This window comes from Croceibacterium segetis, assembly GCF_011320115.1.
Taxonomy (GTDB): Bacteria; Pseudomonadota; Alphaproteobacteria; order Sphingomonadales; family Sphingomonadaceae; genus Croceibacterium_B; species Croceibacterium_B segetis.
This window is the reverse complement of record NZ_JAANOZ010000008.1, coordinates 36,227-50,487: the sequence shown is the minus strand read 5'-3', so window position 1 is coordinate 50,487 and position 14,261 is coordinate 36,227. Positions and strand designations below refer to the sequence as shown.

At 67.1% G+C, this 14,261-nt stretch carries 17 protein-coding genes; 13 read left to right on the top strand and 4 right to left on the bottom strand.

Going from position 1 to position 14,261, the window contains the following annotated elements; translation table 11 throughout:
• Window positions 1–12 precede the first annotated feature (12 nt).
• The 10 genes from ccoO to G7B69_RS10540 all read left to right on the top strand — a co-directional run bounded on the left by ccoO (window position 13) and on the right by G7B69_RS10540 (window position 7,941).
• A complete protein-coding gene (gene ccoO, locus G7B69_RS10585) occupies window positions 13–759 on the top strand; it encodes a cytochrome-c oxidase, cbb3-type subunit II (RefSeq protein WP_166179014.1) in 747 nt (248 codons plus the stop codon).
• Complete coding sequence (locus tag G7B69_RS10580) at window positions 756–929, top strand: cbb3-type cytochrome c oxidase subunit 3 (protein WP_166179012.1); 174 nt, start codon at window positions 756–758, stop codon at window positions 927–929. Before ccoO ends, G7B69_RS10580 begins: the two co-directional genes overlap by 4 nt.
• Window positions 919–1,821, top strand: coding sequence for a cytochrome-c oxidase, cbb3-type subunit III (gene ccoP, locus G7B69_RS10575; protein ID WP_166179010.1), 903 nt, complete (start codon window positions 919–921; stop codon window positions 1,819–1,821). Before G7B69_RS10580 ends, ccoP begins: the two co-directional genes overlap by 11 nt.
• The gene (ccoG, locus tag G7B69_RS10570; protein WP_166179008.1) at window positions 1,808–3,250 is read left to right on the top strand and encodes a cytochrome c oxidase accessory protein CcoG; all 1,443 of its coding nucleotides are present in this window, start codon (window positions 1,808–1,810) and stop codon (window positions 3,248–3,250) included. Before ccoP ends, ccoG begins: the two co-directional genes overlap by 14 nt.
• Window positions 3,247–3,696 carry a FixH family protein gene (locus G7B69_RS10565; protein ID WP_243415119.1) on the top strand — a complete coding sequence of 150 codons (450 nt, stop codon included), beginning with the start codon at window positions 3,247–3,249 and terminating at the stop codon, window positions 3,694–3,696. The genes ccoG and G7B69_RS10565 overlap by 4 nt, the downstream gene beginning before the upstream one ends.
• Window positions 3,693–5,813 (top strand): heavy metal translocating P-type ATPase, encoded by a 2,121-nt coding sequence (locus G7B69_RS10560; RefSeq protein ID WP_166179006.1) that lies wholly within the window; start codon window positions 3,693–3,695, stop codon window positions 5,811–5,813. Before G7B69_RS10565 ends, G7B69_RS10560 begins: the two co-directional genes overlap by 4 nt.
• Complete coding sequence (gene ccoS, locus G7B69_RS10555) at window positions 5,810–5,953, top strand: cbb3-type cytochrome oxidase assembly protein CcoS (RefSeq protein WP_166179004.1); 144 nt, start codon at window positions 5,810–5,812, stop codon at window positions 5,951–5,953. Before G7B69_RS10560 ends, ccoS begins: the two co-directional genes overlap by 4 nt.
• A complete protein-coding gene (locus G7B69_RS10550) occupies window positions 5,950–6,180 on the top strand; it encodes a hypothetical protein (protein ID WP_166179002.1) in 231 nt (76 codons plus the stop codon). Before ccoS ends, G7B69_RS10550 begins: the two co-directional genes overlap by 4 nt.
• Before the next feature lie 32 nt (window positions 6,181–6,212).
• Window positions 6,213–7,526, top strand: coding sequence for an oxygen-independent coproporphyrinogen III oxidase (hemN, locus tag G7B69_RS10545; RefSeq protein WP_166179190.1), 1,314 nt, complete (start codon window positions 6,213–6,215; stop codon window positions 7,524–7,526).
• 154 nt (window positions 7,527–7,680) lie between these two features.
• The gene (locus G7B69_RS10540; RefSeq protein ID WP_166179000.1) at window positions 7,681–7,941 is read left to right on the top strand and encodes a hypothetical protein; all 261 of its coding nucleotides are present in this window, start codon (window positions 7,681–7,683) and stop codon (window positions 7,939–7,941) included.
• Here G7B69_RS10540 and G7B69_RS10535 read toward each other — a convergent pair whose 3' ends face one another.
• From G7B69_RS10535 to G7B69_RS10525, 3 genes are read right to left on the bottom strand one after another with little or no spacing between them, the layout of a single operon-like run.
• On the bottom strand, window positions 7,942–9,399 hold the full coding sequence (locus G7B69_RS10535) for a lignostilbene-alpha,beta-dioxygenase (protein WP_166178998.1): 1,458 nt from the start codon (window positions 9,397–9,399) through the stop codon (window positions 7,942–7,944). It abuts the gene before it with no gap.
• Window positions 9,400–9,411: 12 nt separating this feature from the next.
• Window positions 9,412–10,266, bottom strand: a complete 855-nt coding sequence (locus G7B69_RS10530) for a class III extradiol dioxygenase family protein (protein ID WP_166178996.1) — start codon at window positions 10,264–10,266, stop codon at window positions 9,412–9,414.
• Window positions 10,263–10,646, bottom strand: coding sequence for a protocatechuate 4,5-dioxygenase subunit alpha (locus tag G7B69_RS10525; RefSeq protein ID WP_243415118.1), 384 nt, complete (start codon window positions 10,644–10,646; stop codon window positions 10,263–10,265). The genes G7B69_RS10530 and G7B69_RS10525 overlap by 4 nt, the downstream gene beginning before the upstream one ends.
• Window positions 10,647–10,804: 158 nt before the next feature.
• Between G7B69_RS10525 and G7B69_RS10520 the strand changes: the two genes are divergently transcribed.
• The 3 genes from G7B69_RS10520 to G7B69_RS10510 all read left to right on the top strand — a co-directional run bounded on the left by G7B69_RS10520 (window position 10,805) and on the right by G7B69_RS10510 (window position 13,566).
• Window positions 10,805–11,620 carry a universal stress protein gene (locus tag G7B69_RS10520; RefSeq protein WP_166178992.1) on the top strand — a complete coding sequence of 272 codons (816 nt, stop codon included), beginning with the start codon at window positions 10,805–10,807 and terminating at the stop codon, window positions 11,618–11,620.
• Between the two features lie 19 nt (window positions 11,621–11,639).
• Complete coding sequence (locus G7B69_RS10515; RefSeq protein WP_166178990.1) at window positions 11,640–12,275, top strand: NAD(P)H-dependent oxidoreductase; 636 nt, start codon at window positions 11,640–11,642, stop codon at window positions 12,273–12,275.
• Window positions 12,276–12,372: 97 nt separating this feature from the next.
• Window positions 12,373–13,566: a L,D-transpeptidase family protein gene (locus G7B69_RS10510; RefSeq protein WP_166178988.1), complete on the top strand. Its 1,194-nt coding sequence runs from the start codon at window positions 12,373–12,375 to the stop codon at window positions 13,564–13,566.
• Here the strand turns inward: G7B69_RS10510 and G7B69_RS10505 are convergent.
• Window positions 13,559–14,236: a response regulator transcription factor gene (locus G7B69_RS10505; RefSeq protein ID WP_166178986.1), complete on the bottom strand. Its 678-nt coding sequence runs from the start codon at window positions 14,234–14,236 to the stop codon at window positions 13,559–13,561. The genes G7B69_RS10510 and G7B69_RS10505 overlap by 8 nt on opposite strands.
• Between the last annotated feature and the right edge of the window lie 25 nt (window positions 14,237–14,261).

Genomic DNA, 14,261 nt, shown 5'->3' with positions numbered 1-14,261 from the left:
GAAACCCGAGACATGAAGTTTACCGAACAGCACAAGAAGCTCGAGCGCAATGTCACCTTGCTCGCTGTCTTCGCCTTCATCGCCGTTGCCATCGGCGGCGCGGTGGAGATCGCCCCTCTCTTCTGGATCGATAACACGATCGAGAAGGTCCAGGGGATGCGGCCGTACACGCCCCTCGAGCAAGCGGGGCGCGACATCTACGTCCGCGAAGGCTGCTACGTCTGCCACAGCCAGATGATCCGTCCGTTCCGCGACGAGACCGAGCGCTATGGCCACTACAGCCTCGCCGCAGAGAGCATGTACGATCACCCGTTCCAGTGGGGCTCCAAGCGCACCGGGCCGGACCTCGCCCGCGTCGGCGGCCGCTACTCGGACGCCTGGCACGTGCAGCACCTCAGGGACCCGCGCTCGGTGGTGCCGGAAAGCGTCATGCCGACTTACAAGTTCCTCGCTGAAACGGACCTCGATCTCACTGACGGCTCGGCCAAGCTGCAGGCGCTGCGCGACGTCGGCGTGCCTTACTCGAAGAAGGACATCGCCCAGGCGGTGCTCGACATGAAGGCGCAAGCCGATCCGATGGCGGACGCGGCCGACCTGATGAAGCGCTACCCCAAGGCGCAGCAGCGCGATTTCGACGGCAACCCGAGCCGCCTGACCGAGATGGATGCCCTCGTCGCCTATCTGCAGGTGCTCGGCACGCTGGTCGACGTGAACGCCGCCGCCGCGCAGGAAGACCTCGCCAAGGAAACCGGCCGGTGAGCGCGCATTCGACTTACGACGCGCTGCGCCACTTCGCCGACAGCTGGGCGCTGCTGGCCATGCTGTTGGTGTTCGTCGCCTGCGTGCTGTGGCCGTTCCGGCGCGGCAACCGCGAGCGCAACGACGCCGCGGCCCACATGATCTTCAAGGACGATAACGATGGCCAATAAGCGCATCGACGAAGCGACCGGCACGCAAACGGTCGGCCACGAGTGGGACGGCATCGAGGAGCTCGACACGCCGATGCCGCGTTGGTGGCTATGGACCTTCTACATCACCATAGTCTTCGCCGTCGGATACGTGATCGCCTATCCCGCCGTGCCGATGTTCCACAAGGGGACCGAAGGCGTGCTCGGCTGGTCCAGCCGCGGTCAGCTGGCCCACGAAATGGACGAGCATCAGGCCGCGCTGAAGCCGATGCTTGCGGCCATCGGTGCAGTCCCGGTCGAGAAGCTGCCGGACAACACGGCGCTGATGCGCGCGGCGGTGACCGGCGGACGCGCGGCGTTCAAGGTCAATTGCGTGCAGTGCCACGGCGCCGGCGCGGCGGGTTCGAAGGGTTATCCTAACCTCAACGACGACGACTGGCTGTGGGGCGGCGATCTCAAGGCGATCGAGTACACGATCACGCACGGCGCGCGCCAGCCGGGCGACGCTCAAACGCACCAGAGCCAGATGCCGGCATTCGGAACCGGCATTCTGACCTCGGCGCAGATCGACCAGGTCGCGAGCCACGTGCTCAGCTTGAGCGGCAAGGCGCGCGACAACGCGGCCGGCGCACAGTTGTTCGCGCAGAATTGCGCGGTCTGCCACGGCGCCGCCGGCACCGGCAACCGCACGGTCGGCGCGCCGAACCTCGCCGATGCGATCTGGCTCTACGGCGGAACCAGGGACGACATCGCCGCCCAGGTCACCAACCCCCGGCACGGCGCGATGCCGGCATGGGGCGGACGGCTCGATCCCGTGACTATCAAGATGCTTGCCGCCTACGTCCACTCGCTGGGCGGTGGCGAGGACTTCGTGGAGGTCGCTCCGGCGGCGAAGACCGATGCGGCACCCTGACACCATCGACGTCTCGTTCTACGAAAAGCACAAGACGGTTCACAACAAGCGGATCGACGGTCCTTTCCGCCGCTTCAAGTGGCTGATCATGGCCGTCACCCTGGCGATCTATTACGGCACGCCGTGGATCCGCTGGGATCGCGGCCCCTACGCGCCCAACCAGGCCGTGCTGGTCGATCTCGCCCATCGCCGATTCTACATGTTCGGCATCGAGATCTGGCCGCAGGAGTTCTACTTCGTCGCCGGCCTGCTGATCATGGCCGGGATCGGGCTGTTCCTGGTGACCAGCGCGGTCGGCCGCGCATGGTGCGGCTATTCGTGCCCGCAGACGGTGTGGACCGACCTCTACCAGCACGTCGATCGCTTCATCGATGGCGACCGCAACGCGCGGATGCGGCTCGACGCTGCCCCGTGGGGGCCGAAGAAGATCGCCCGCCGCGCGCTCAAGTGGACGATCTACCTCGTCATCGGCTTCTGGACCGGCGGCGCGTGGATCATGTATTTCGCCGACGCGCCTACGCTGACGCACGATTTCTGGACCGGCCACGCCGTCGCCGCGGCCTACATCACGGTGGCTGTCCTGACGGCGACGACCTTTATCCTCGGCGGCTTCATGCGCGAGCAGGTGTGCATCTACATGTGCCCCTGGCCGCGCATCCAGAGCGCGATGATGGACGAGAAGTCGCTCACCGTCACGTACAAGGACTGGCGCGGCGAGCCGCGCGGCAGCTTCAAGAAGGCGCAGAAGGACCCCAAGGCCTTCGGCGATTGCATCGACTGCAATATGTGCGTCGCCGTGTGCCCGACCGGGATCGACATCCGCGAGGGCCCCCAGATCGGCTGCATCACTTGCGCGCTGTGCATCGACGCGTGCGACAAGGTCATGGGCGAGATCGGACGCCCCCGCGGGCTGATCGATTACATCACGCTCGAGGACGCCGAGCGCGAGAAGGCCGGCGGCGCCCCACGCCCGGCGTGGAAGGCGCTGCTGCGCCCGCGGACGGTCGCCTACTTCACCGTCTGGGGCGCGATCGGCCTCGCGATGCTCTTCGCGCTCGGCAACCGCAGCCACACCGCCCTGTCGGCCGCGCCCGATCGCAATCCACCGTACATGCTGATGAGCGACGGCAGCGTGCGCAATTCCTACACCCTCAAGTTGCGCAACATGGAGAGCCGCCCGCGCCAGCTCCGCATCGCCCTCGGAGGCCTGCCCGGGGCGACGATGTGGTCCGACGAAATCGGACGCGAGGATGCCTCGCGCGCGCTGAAGACCGGCGTCCCCGCGGATTCCACCGCATCCTTGCGGGTCTACGTGATCGCGCCGCCGAACACGCCGGGGCAGGAGTTCGAGTTCGACGTCACCTCGCTCGATGAGCAAGTCGAGATGGCCGAAACCACGACCCACTTCAGCGCTCCGGGAGACGAATGATGCAGCGCACTTTCACCGGCCGGCACATGGCGGCGATCCTGGTCGGCTTTTTCGGACTGGTGATCGCGGTCAACCTGCTCAACGCCCGCTACGCCAGTTCGACCTTCGGCGGCGTGGTGGTCGAGAATTCGTACGTCGCCAGCCAGGGCTTCAACCGCTGGCTCGACGAGGCGAAGAGCGAAAAGGCGCTCGGCTGGGACGAAGTCACCACCTGGCGCCCCGACGGCCGTGTCGTCATTGCGGTGCACGGCGCGCCGGCTGGAGTGGCCATCAAGGCCATGGCGCGCCACCCGCTCGGCCGGCTGCCCGACCGCGCGCTGACCTTCGATCGCGTCGCCAACGGCCAATTCCTGTCGCGCCAGGCGCTTCCGGAAGGACGCTGGGACGTTCGCCTGACCCTCGCCGCCAATGAGCACGTCTGGCGCCGCGAAGAGCGGCTGCAATGACCGCGCTGCGCAAGCCGGCCCCCGCCTTCGAGCGCACCGTGCTCGCCGTGCCGTCGATCCATTGCGCCGGCTGCATGAGCAAGATCGAACGCGGGCTCGGCGTGATGCCTGGCATTGCCTCCGCCCGGGTCAACCTGTCGGCGCGGACTGTGACGGTCGAGCACGACCTATCGCTCGAGGCCCACGATCTCGTCCATGCGCTCGCCGAACTCGGTTACGAAGCACAGGCGCGGCGCGACGAGCTGGCCCCGCGCCTGTCCGCCGCGCGCCCCTTGCTCGCCCCGCTGGCCGTCGCCGGTTTCGCGGCGATGAACGTGATGCTGCTGTCGGTCAGCGTGTGGTCGGGCGCCGAAGGCTCGACCCGCGACATGTTCCACTGGATCAGCGCCGGCATCGGCGTTCCGGCGATCGCCTTCGCCGGGCGGCCGTTCTTCAAGTCGGCGTGGCAGGCGGTGCGCCGCGGGCGGACCAACATGGACGTGCCGATCAGCCTCGGCGTGCTCATCGCCACCGGACTCAGCCTCTACGAGACGGGCCGCCACGGCGAGCACGCGTGGTTCGACGGCGCGCTGATGCTGCTCACCTTCCTGCTTGTCGGCCGCGTGCTCGACGCCATGATGCGCGACCGTGCCCGCGCCGGAGTCGACGCGCTGCTGAGCCAGGCGGCGCAAGGGGCGATGGTAGTCGGAGCGGACGGCACGCTCGCTTGGGTTGACGCGATCAAGCTCGTGCCGGGCACGGTGATGCGCGTCGCCGCCGGCGAGCGGCTTGCTGCCGACGGCGAAATCGTCTCGGGCGCCAGCCGCTTCGATCAGTCGCTGCTGACCGGCGAAAGCGCGCCAGTGCCGCTGCACACGGGCGACCAGGCGCTCGCCGGCACGCTCAACCTCGACGCTCCCATCGACGTGCGCGTGAGCCATGCCGGGCATGACACGACCCTCGCGGAAATCGCCCGGCTGATGGAGGCGAGCACCCAGAACCGCTCGCGTTACGTGCGCATCGCCGATCGCGCCGCCCGGCTTTACGCGCCCGCGGTGCATTCGCTGGCGGCGCTCACGGTTGTCGGGTGGCTGCTCTCCGGCGCAACCCTCTACCAGGCGCTGGTGACCGGCGTGGCAGTCCTGATCATCACCTGCCCCTGCGCGCTGGGGCTCGCCGTACCCGTGGCGCAAGTGGTCGCGAGCGGATCGCTCATGCGCGCCGGGATCATGGTCAAGGATGGTTCCGCGCTCGAGCGACTCGCTACCGTCGACCGCGCGCTGCTCGACAAGACCGGCACGTTGACGCAGGGCAAGCCGCTGCCCGATTCCGCGGCGCTGCTGGCGCTGGCCACTGACGAGGCGGCGATTGCCCTCGCTCTCGCGTCCCACAGCTCGCATCCATTGTCGCGCGCGCTCGCCGCGGCGTTGGCGAGACGAAACATCGCCGCGGCGCCCCTGAGCGACGTCGCCGAGCGCGCAGGCGAAGGGGTGTTCGCCCGCTGGCATGGCCACGAAGTCTCGCTCAGCCGGCCGCTGGGCGGCGGTGAGGCAATAGCCGCCGCGCTCACCATCGAAGGCAGGCCAGTGCGACTCATCCCCTTCAGCGACCGCCTGCGTCCCGATGCGGTTTCCGCGCTGGCGCAACTGCGGCAGCTTGGCGTCGAATGCTCGATCCTCTCGGGAGACCGCCCTGGTGCGGTCGGAGAGATCGCGCTCGCCACCGGCCTGACCGCGCAGGCCAATGCCCGGCCGGCCGACAAGCAGGCGCTCGTCGCCCGGCTGCGCGCGAGCGGACGCAAGGTGCTGGTGGTCGGCGACGGCCTTAACGACGGGCCCGCGCTCGCCGCCGCCGACGCCTCGATGGCGCCGGGATCGGCGAGCGATGTCGGTTTGCAGGCCGCCGACCTGGTGTTCGTGCAGGAATCGCTGATCGCGTTGCCCCGTGCCGTCCGCGCCGCCCGGCGTACGACGGCGGTGGTGCAGCAGAATTTTGCGCTGGCGATCGGTTACAACGTGCTGGCCGTGCCGCTGGCGATCGCCGGCTTGGTCACGCCGCTGGTCGCCGCCGTGGCGATGTCGGCGAGCTCGCTGATCGTCGTCGCCAATTCGCTGCGTCTGGCGAGGGCGGCGAAATGACCATCCTTCTCCTGCTCATCCCTGCCGCGCTGGCGATCGGCGGGCTTGGCCTCGCGGCGTTCTTCTGGGCGCTCCGCAATGGCCAGTTCGAGGATCCTGAAGGCAACGCCGCGCGCATCCTGATCGAGGACGACGAATGAGCCCGGCCGGTCTCCTGTTTGCCGCCGCCGCGCTGATCCCGGCGATGACGGCTCCCTCCGAAGGCACGCCGCAATTGTCGGCCGTCGGGGCGTTGGTTGTTGCCCTCTGCAACGGCGGCAGCATGACGGTGCCGCTGGGAAGGGGCCCGCAGCCCGCGACCCCCTGCTGCTGCGCCAAGGGCTGCCGCAGCGGGGCCAAGCGCAGGCGGATTGACCCAAAGCAATGACCCTCTGAGCCGCGCCTGCGATGCAGGCTGGCATGTGGCCCTATCATCCCGACCTGCTGGCGACACCGGTTCCGCGCTACACCAGCTTCCCGACCGCGGCCGAATTCGGCCCCGGGGCTGACGCCGGCACCTATGCCGACGCCATCTCCACCGCGACCGGCGATGTTTCGCTCTACGTCCACATCCCGTTCTGCGAGAAGATCTGCTGGTACTGCGGGTGCAACACCGCTGCGGCCAACAAGGCGCATCGACTGGCGACCTATCTCGACGCGCTTCACCGCGAGATCGCCCTGGTCGCCGCGCAACTGCCGGCGAGCGCGCGAGTCCGCCGCATCGCCTTCGGCGGAGGTAGCCCGAACGCGCTCAATCCGGTCGACTTCATCCGCCTGTTCGATGAACTGGTGCTGCACTTCCCGCTCGAGGATCCGGTTGTGTCGATCGAGCTCGACCCGCGAACGCTAGGCGCCGAGTGGAGCCCGGTGCTGCGCGCAATCGGCGCGACCCGTGCGAGCATGGGCGTGCAGACGTTCAGCCCACCGTTGCAGGAAGCGATCGGCCGGGTGCAGCCGCTCTGCATGATCGAGCATGGGGTAGAACTGCTGCGCAAGGCCGGCGTCACGTCGATGAACTTCGATCTGATGTACGGCCTGCCCGGCCAGACGCGGGACCACCTCGCCTCCACGCTCGATCTCGCTTCGGCGTTCGGGGCCGACCGCATCGCGCTGTTCGGATATGCCCATGTGCCGCACCTGATCGCCCGCCAGAAGCGCATCGATGGGAGTGCGCTGCCAGGGCCGGAAGAGCGCTTCCGGATGGCCGAGATGGGCTTCAGGCAGTTGCTCGAAAGCGGCTATGTCCCGGTCGGCTTCGATCACTTCGCTTTACCGGGCGACCCGCTCGGGCAAGCAGCGCTCGGCGGGGGGCTGCACCGCAACTTCCAGGGCTTCACCGACGATGGCGCGCCGGTGCTGCTCGGCCTCGGTGCCTCGGCGATCGGTAGCTTCCCGACGCTACTGGCGCAAAACGAGAAGAACGCCGGCCGCTACCGCATGCTGCTGTCGCAGGACCGCCTGCCGATCGCGCTCGGCAAGGCGCGCAGCGCCGACGACCGCCGCCGCGGCGCGGTGATCGAGGAACTGTTGTGCCGAGGCCGGGCAAAGGTTTGCCGGCCAATGCTCGACGAGGCGTGGGATCGGCTCGCGCCTTATGCCGAGACCGGGCTGTGCGCGGTGGAAGGAGAGTTCCTGGTCATCGCCGACCACGCCCTGGCCTACGCCCGCAGCATCGCCGCGGCGTTCGATCCCTACCGCCAGCATTCGCCGCGCCGCTTCAGCTCGGCGGTGTAAGGCTCGATCGGCACGGTCTCGATCCCAGTGCACTAACCGATTAGCATAGTGAAATCGCCAGAATTATCCCATGTTGGTTCGTAGAACGAACGACGGGAACCGACCTGCGGCCCAAGCGTGATTGGGTCAAATCTTTTTGCCCGCGAGGTGCGCCATGCCGCTGTGGATATTCGAGACCGTTTACGGCGTTGCGATCGTCGTCGCCCTCGGCACCGGTATCTGGCTGCTGCTGCACCTGACCGCGGTTGCGCGGACGTTTGCCGGCAAGGCCGACATCGTCCCCTCGCCCAAGCCCGCTCGCGCCTCACGGCGCAGCGTGCGGCGGGTGCTCGCCGCCTTCGCTGCGGGCGTCACCGTGGCCATGGCCATACAGGTCCTGGCGACGATGGGGTTGGCCAACGCCTTGATCGGCTAGTCAGGCGGCCAGTTTGCCCGCGTCGGCCCAGTTTCCGTGCAGGCCCTGGCGCAGCCGGACCGGCAGCTTGGCGCGCGCGATCGGCCCTTTCGCCACATCGAGCGCGTCGAAGATGCATAGGTCCGAATAGTTCGACACATGATCGTCGACCAGCGCGACGATCCAGCCATCGCCCTCGGGCGCGTCGGCCGAGCGCGGGATGAAACAGGGTTCCTGCAGCGAACCATTCGGCCCGCACCACCAGCTTTGCTCCTCGCGGGTGGAGAGGTCGAAATGGGTCAGCGTGTTGATCACTCCGGCGAATGGTCCCGGCGGCCCGTTGTAGGGCTTTTCGAGGTCGTAAGTGATCATCCAGCCGTGGCGGTAGGGCTTGCCGGCCATGCGGTCGTCGATCCGCGGGAACTCGCCCGGCGCCTGACCCAGCTTCTCGATGCTCTCGACGGTGTCGCTGTTCGACTTGAGGTCGACCGTGAAGCGCGACAGCTCGGTCATCGCCAGGTGCGGGTCGAACGGCGTGCCGTCGCGTTCGGGGAAGAACGGCAGGCTGCCGATCTTCGAGACCGGAGTGTCGAGGTGGACTTTCGAGCCGTCCTGGTAGGCGTTCATCACGTGGCAGCTGCACACGCCCGGTTCCTGCTTGAACCAGCGCATGTCGCTGCCGTCGCTGTCGCGCCGCATGACCCCGAGGTACGAGGGCAGTGCGCGGTCGTAGTAAAAATGCGGCCGGTCCTGCTCGAGCACGCTCAGGTCGGAGCTGTAGGGTGAGACCGGGATGACGATGCAGTCCCCGGCGATGCTGAAGTCGTGCAGCATCGTATAGTATGGCACCTCGAACTCGGCTCGCCGCACCACGTGCCCCTCCGGCGAAATCTCGAAGTAGGTCGCGTCGCGGCTGAGGCTTCCCTTGGCAGCATAGCTGATGTTGCACAGGTTGCCGGTCGCGGGGTCGATCTTCGGATGCGCGCCGAACGTGCGCAGGGTCAGCTCGCCGTCCCAGTCGGTGTATCCCTCGGTATCGAGCGTCAGCTTGTCCATGATGAGGCAGGGGCTATCCTCCTTCATCGCGAGGAGCTCGTCATTGAACACGAGCACGTTGGTGTTGGCGGTGCCGCGATGCTCGCCGGCGACAGCGGGGTCGTCGGTCAGCGGATTGCGGTACGAGCCGAACAGCGCCTTGCCGGCGGCGTTCTCGAGCTTCCACTTGTCGGTCTTGGCGTAGCGCTGCTTGAAAGCGATCCGACCGTCTTTCACCCGGAACATCGTCACCATGCCGTCGCCGTTGAAGAACTGGTCGCCCGGCTTCCGGGGGGCGAACTGAGGATCGGGATGCACGCGGTAGAAGGCGCCGTCCATGCCCGCCGGAACTTCGCCGTCGATCTCGAGATCGGCGATGTCGCCCTCTATGCGGCCCAAGCGCAGCACGTCGGCATAAAGCGGTTCTTTCGGGAAGTGGACCATGGCTGTGCCTCCTCAGGCGTGAACGGTCGCGTGGTTCTCGACCAGCAGCGTCGCCGCCGCGGTGTTCGAGATCGGCACGTGGTAGTTGTGCGCCAGCTCGCGGACCGAGCCGGTGAGCGCCCCGCGCGCCGCCAGCCAGTTGAGGATCTCGACTCCCTGACTGCCGGCCAGTTCGACGATGTCGAGTGTGTCGTGCTGGGTCAGCGCCTCGGGATCGGCGACGATGTTGCGCAGGCAGAACTTGTCGTAATCAACATTGATGTGCCCGGCGCGCTCACCGTCGAGCTGGTGCGACAGGCCGCCGGTGCCGAGCACGACGATCTTCTCGTCGCCCGGCCAGCTTTCCAGCGCCTTCCCCACCGACCGGCCGAGCGCCAGCGCTCGTTTCGGACTCGGCAGCGGATGCTGTACGGTATTGATGCAGATCGGCACCAGCTTGACCGGCCAGGCCTTGGCATCGGGCCAGCACAGCTCGAACGGCACGCAGACCCCGTGGTCGACCAGCATCGACTGGCAGGTGACGGGATCGAATTCGTCGCCGACGACCTGCTCGATGATGTGCCATGACAGGGCCGGATGCCCGACGAACGGCTTGAAGCCGCCGATGCCCCAGCCCTCGTCCTCGTGACGGTAATCGGCCGCGGCGCCGATCGCGAAGGTCGGCATCTTGTCGAGGAAGAAGTTGAGTCCGTGGTCGTTGTAGAACACCACCGCGACGTCGGGCTTCTCGCGCTCGAGGAACTGGTGGACCGGCACGAAACCGTCGAAGAACGGCTTCCAGTACGGGTCCTGTTGCAGCCCCTTGGCAATGGCCGCGCCGATTCCCGGCACGTGGCTGGTGAAGATGCCGCCGACGATCTCGCTCATGGTGCCACGCTCCTCTCGGTCACGCCGTGCGCCAGCAGCGCGGCCTTGAATTCCTCGATCGGCAGGCCGGTCTGCAGCGCGCCGAGGTCCTGGACGTTGAGACCGAGGATGCCGGCGAGCTTGGCCAGGTAGTAGACGTTGCCGCCGGCGGCGATCATCCCCGGCACGTCGCGCTGGCGGACCGCCTCGCGCTGCGGGTCTGTCAACGCGAAGCGGTCCATATAGCCTGCCTCGTCGGCGACGAAGGCGGCGCGGTTGGCGGCCTGGTTGAACGAATAGCACATCGCGTTGAGCCCGAGGCCCTTCTGCGCTGCGTCTCCGTCGAACACCGGCGTGCCGGGAATCACGCGGCGGGCGGCCGTGGAGTCGGTGCGGGTCATGAGCATGCGTTCCTCCATGATCTCGGGCGATGATACGCCGGCGGCACCCCCCGTCGTTGCGCCAGGTCAAACCCGAATACGCTCCGGACATCTCCGGAGTTACCGAGCCCCGCCGCCGGCGCATCCTCGGGAAGATTCAGCACGAAGGGACTCTCACGATGCGCTCGATACTGCTTCACGTCAGCGACGACGCCTGCATGGAAGCACGGCTGCAGGTCGCGCTCGACCTGGCGCGCGAGTTCAACTCGCACATCACGTGCCTGCAACCGGTCGCTTTCGACTTCTCCGTTCCGGGCGATCTCTACGGCACGATGATCGCCGAGCTGATCCCGGTGATCCAGGAAAACGCCGACAAGCTGCGTGACCGCATCTGCGCGCGACTTGCCAACGAGGACGTCACCTGGAACTGGCAGCAAGAGGAAGGCCCGACCCGCCCGCTGCTGATGCGCGCGGAAACCCTCACCGACCTGGTCGTGCTCGGCGCGCGCGATCCGGCGAGCGACGGCAAGGGACCGTCGGGCCTCGCCGGATACATGGCGGTGCACGGCCGCAGCCCCCTGCTGGTGGTGCCGGAGAGCGCGCGGTCGCTGAACGTCGCCGGTCCGGTGGTGATCGGCTGGAACGGCTCGATGGAGGCGGGCCACGCGCTGCGCGGTTCGATCCCGCTGCTGAAAGCGGCCGCCTCGGTAACGCTCGCCAACGTCACCGAGCGGATCGACGACGCGAACGAATTGTTCGCCGCCGTGGATGGCGCTGAGTACCTCTCGCGCCACGGAATCAGTTGCGAGATCGTCGAGATCGATCGCGGTCAGCAGACGGTCGGGCAAGCGCTCGTCAATGCCGCCGCGGCGCGCAGTGCCGCCTACCTCGTCATCGGCGCCTACGGCCACGCTCGCGCGGTCGAAACGGTTTTCGGCGGGGTCACTCGTGAGCTGTTTTCCAACCCGCCGCTGCCTATCTTCACAGCGCACTGAGGCACTTATGGACCGGCCGTTGAAGCACGCCGTCATCGCTGCCCACCCCGCCGAGGGCAGCTTCACGCTGGCGATCGCCAACCGCTATGCCGAGGCGGTTCGTTCGCATGGCCACGAAGCGATCGTGCGTGATCTCTACCGGCTCGGCTTCGATCCCGTGCTGAGCGAAGACGAACGCCAGGGTCACCCCCGGGCGGATGTGCTCGCGGAATGGGATGCGCTCGGCGAAATCGACGTCTTCGTGCTCGTATATCCGGTCTGGTTCGGCGCGCCGCCGGCCATGCTGGTCGGCTACATCGACCGCGTGCTCGGCGCGGGCCGAACCCGCGGACAGGCGAGCGAAGGTGACAAGGCTAGTATCCTGCAAGGCAAGTACCTCGTCTCGCTCACCTTGTCCGGCAGCATGCGCGCCTGGCTCGACGAAAAGGGCGTGCTGGAATCGCTGCGCAACCTGTTCGACCGCTACCTGGGCGAGGTGTTCGGCCTGCCCGAGACGCACCACTATCACTTCGACGGTGTGCAGCCGGGCCTGCCCGAGCGCGACTATCGCTTCCATTTGGCGAAAGTCGACGACGCCGCGGCGGGCGTGCTGAGCCGGATGCGCCACCTGTGGTCGAAGAATCCGAACGCCGGCGAACCGCCGATCGGCGGCTAGCCGGTCGCGCTTACCCTCGGGTCGGCAACTTCCGGAAATCTACGAAGATACCGCCAGATAGCGCTCTGCCACGGTGGCTCCCGAAAGGATCGCGACAATGCCGTCGAGCACCCGCACCACTTCCTGCCTCTACGGTGTTGCCGCGGTCGCGATGTTGTGGATGGTCGCGATGTTCTCGGTGGCGGCTTTCGCGCAGGAACCTCCGCCGCAGCATTGGGACCGTGCGACCGCGGCTACGCTGCTCACCTACATCGAGCGGATCGACAGCCACGGGCTGGCCGCGGCGGATTACGAGCCTGCCCAATTGCGCGCGGCGATCGATTCAGGCGATCCTTCCGCGCTCGAGAGGCAGGCGACCGAAAGCTTTGGGCTGGTCGCGGAAGACCTTGCCGTCGGCCATGTGCCGCCGGGGCAGCGCGGTCGCTACTACATCGCTCCCAACTCGCTCGACCCGATGCTGGTCGCACGGATGATCGACATGGCGATCACGGCGCACCAGGTCTCGTGGGTGCTCGACTCCTTCGCCCCCCAGAACTCGGAATACCTCGCCCTGCGCAAGGCGCTCACGGGTCCCGACGCGGCAGACCCGGCAAAGCGTCGGCAGATCGAAGCGACGCTCGAGCACTGGCGCTGGTTTCCTCATAATCCGGGCAACAAGTACCTGATCGTGAACATTCCCGAATTTCAGGTTCGGCTGATCGAGAACGGCCAGGTTATCGACAGCCACAAGGTCATCGTCGGTCAGGTCGGCAAGCCGACGCCGCAGTTCTCGGCAAAGGTCACCGGGGTCATCCTCAACCCCTCGTGGCACGTGCCCCAGTCGATCGTCGCCGAAAGCGTCGGCAGCCTGGTTCGCAACCGCCCGGCGACGGCGAGGAGCCGCGGCTATACCTGGACTACCGCCGGCGGACGCCTCTCGGTCACTCAGGGCCCAGGACCTGGAAACTCGCTCGGCCAGATCAAGCTCGACATGCCCAATCCGCTCACGGTGTACCTCCACGATACCCCGAGCAAGGCGCTGTTCGACCGTGAGGACCGCACTTTCAGCCATGGCTGCATCCGCACGCAGTATCCGTTCGACCTTGCCGATAAACTGCTCGCCAAGGCCGGTTGGGACCGCGCGCGGATCGACGCCGTGGTTGCCTCGCGGGTGACCACGCGGGTGGCGCTTGATGCACCGCTGCCGGTCTATGTCGTCTACATGACGGCGGTCCCGCAGCCCGACGGTAGCGTGCGCTACCTGAAGGACCCCTACAAGCAGGATGCCCTGATCGCCGCGAAACTCAGCTAGATTGAGGGGGCGCTGGCTTCGCCCCGCCGACATTATAGGTTTCGCGCCACTGCTTTTCCGAACCCATTCCAGCCGCGAAAGCCACCCGCAAGGCGTCGGCGAAGTTGCTGACCTCGAATTTGCTCATCACGTTGGCGCGATAGACCTCGACCGTGCGCGAACTGATGCCGAGATCGTAGGCGATGGTCTTGTTGGGATATCCGCAGGCGAGCCCTTCGAGCACTTCCTTCTCGCGGTCGGTGAGCTTGGCGACCTCGGTCTTTGCCCAATCTGCGCGCTTGCGGGCAGCCTCCCGGTCTTCCAGCTGGGCAAAACCGACCTCCAGCGCCTCGAGCAGACGCTCGCGATTGAACGGCTTCTCGAGAAAGTCGATCGCCCCGCCCTGCATCGCGCGCACTGCGGTCGAAATGTCGCCGTGACCGGTGAGCACGATCACCGGCAGGTTGTAACCGCGCGAGGCCATCTCGGCCTGGACCTGCAGCCCGTCCATCTCGGGCATGCGCACGTCGAGAAGGACGCAGGCGGGCTGGGTCCGGTCGGCGCCCTTGAGGAAGGATACGCCGTCCTCCCACCGTTCGGTGCGGAACCCGGCGGCGCGCAGCAGGAAGTCGAGCGATCGGCGGATCGAGTCTTCATCGTCCACCACGTGGACCAGCTTGCTGTCTGCCATCGTCGCTCCCGCCTTCGATACCCGG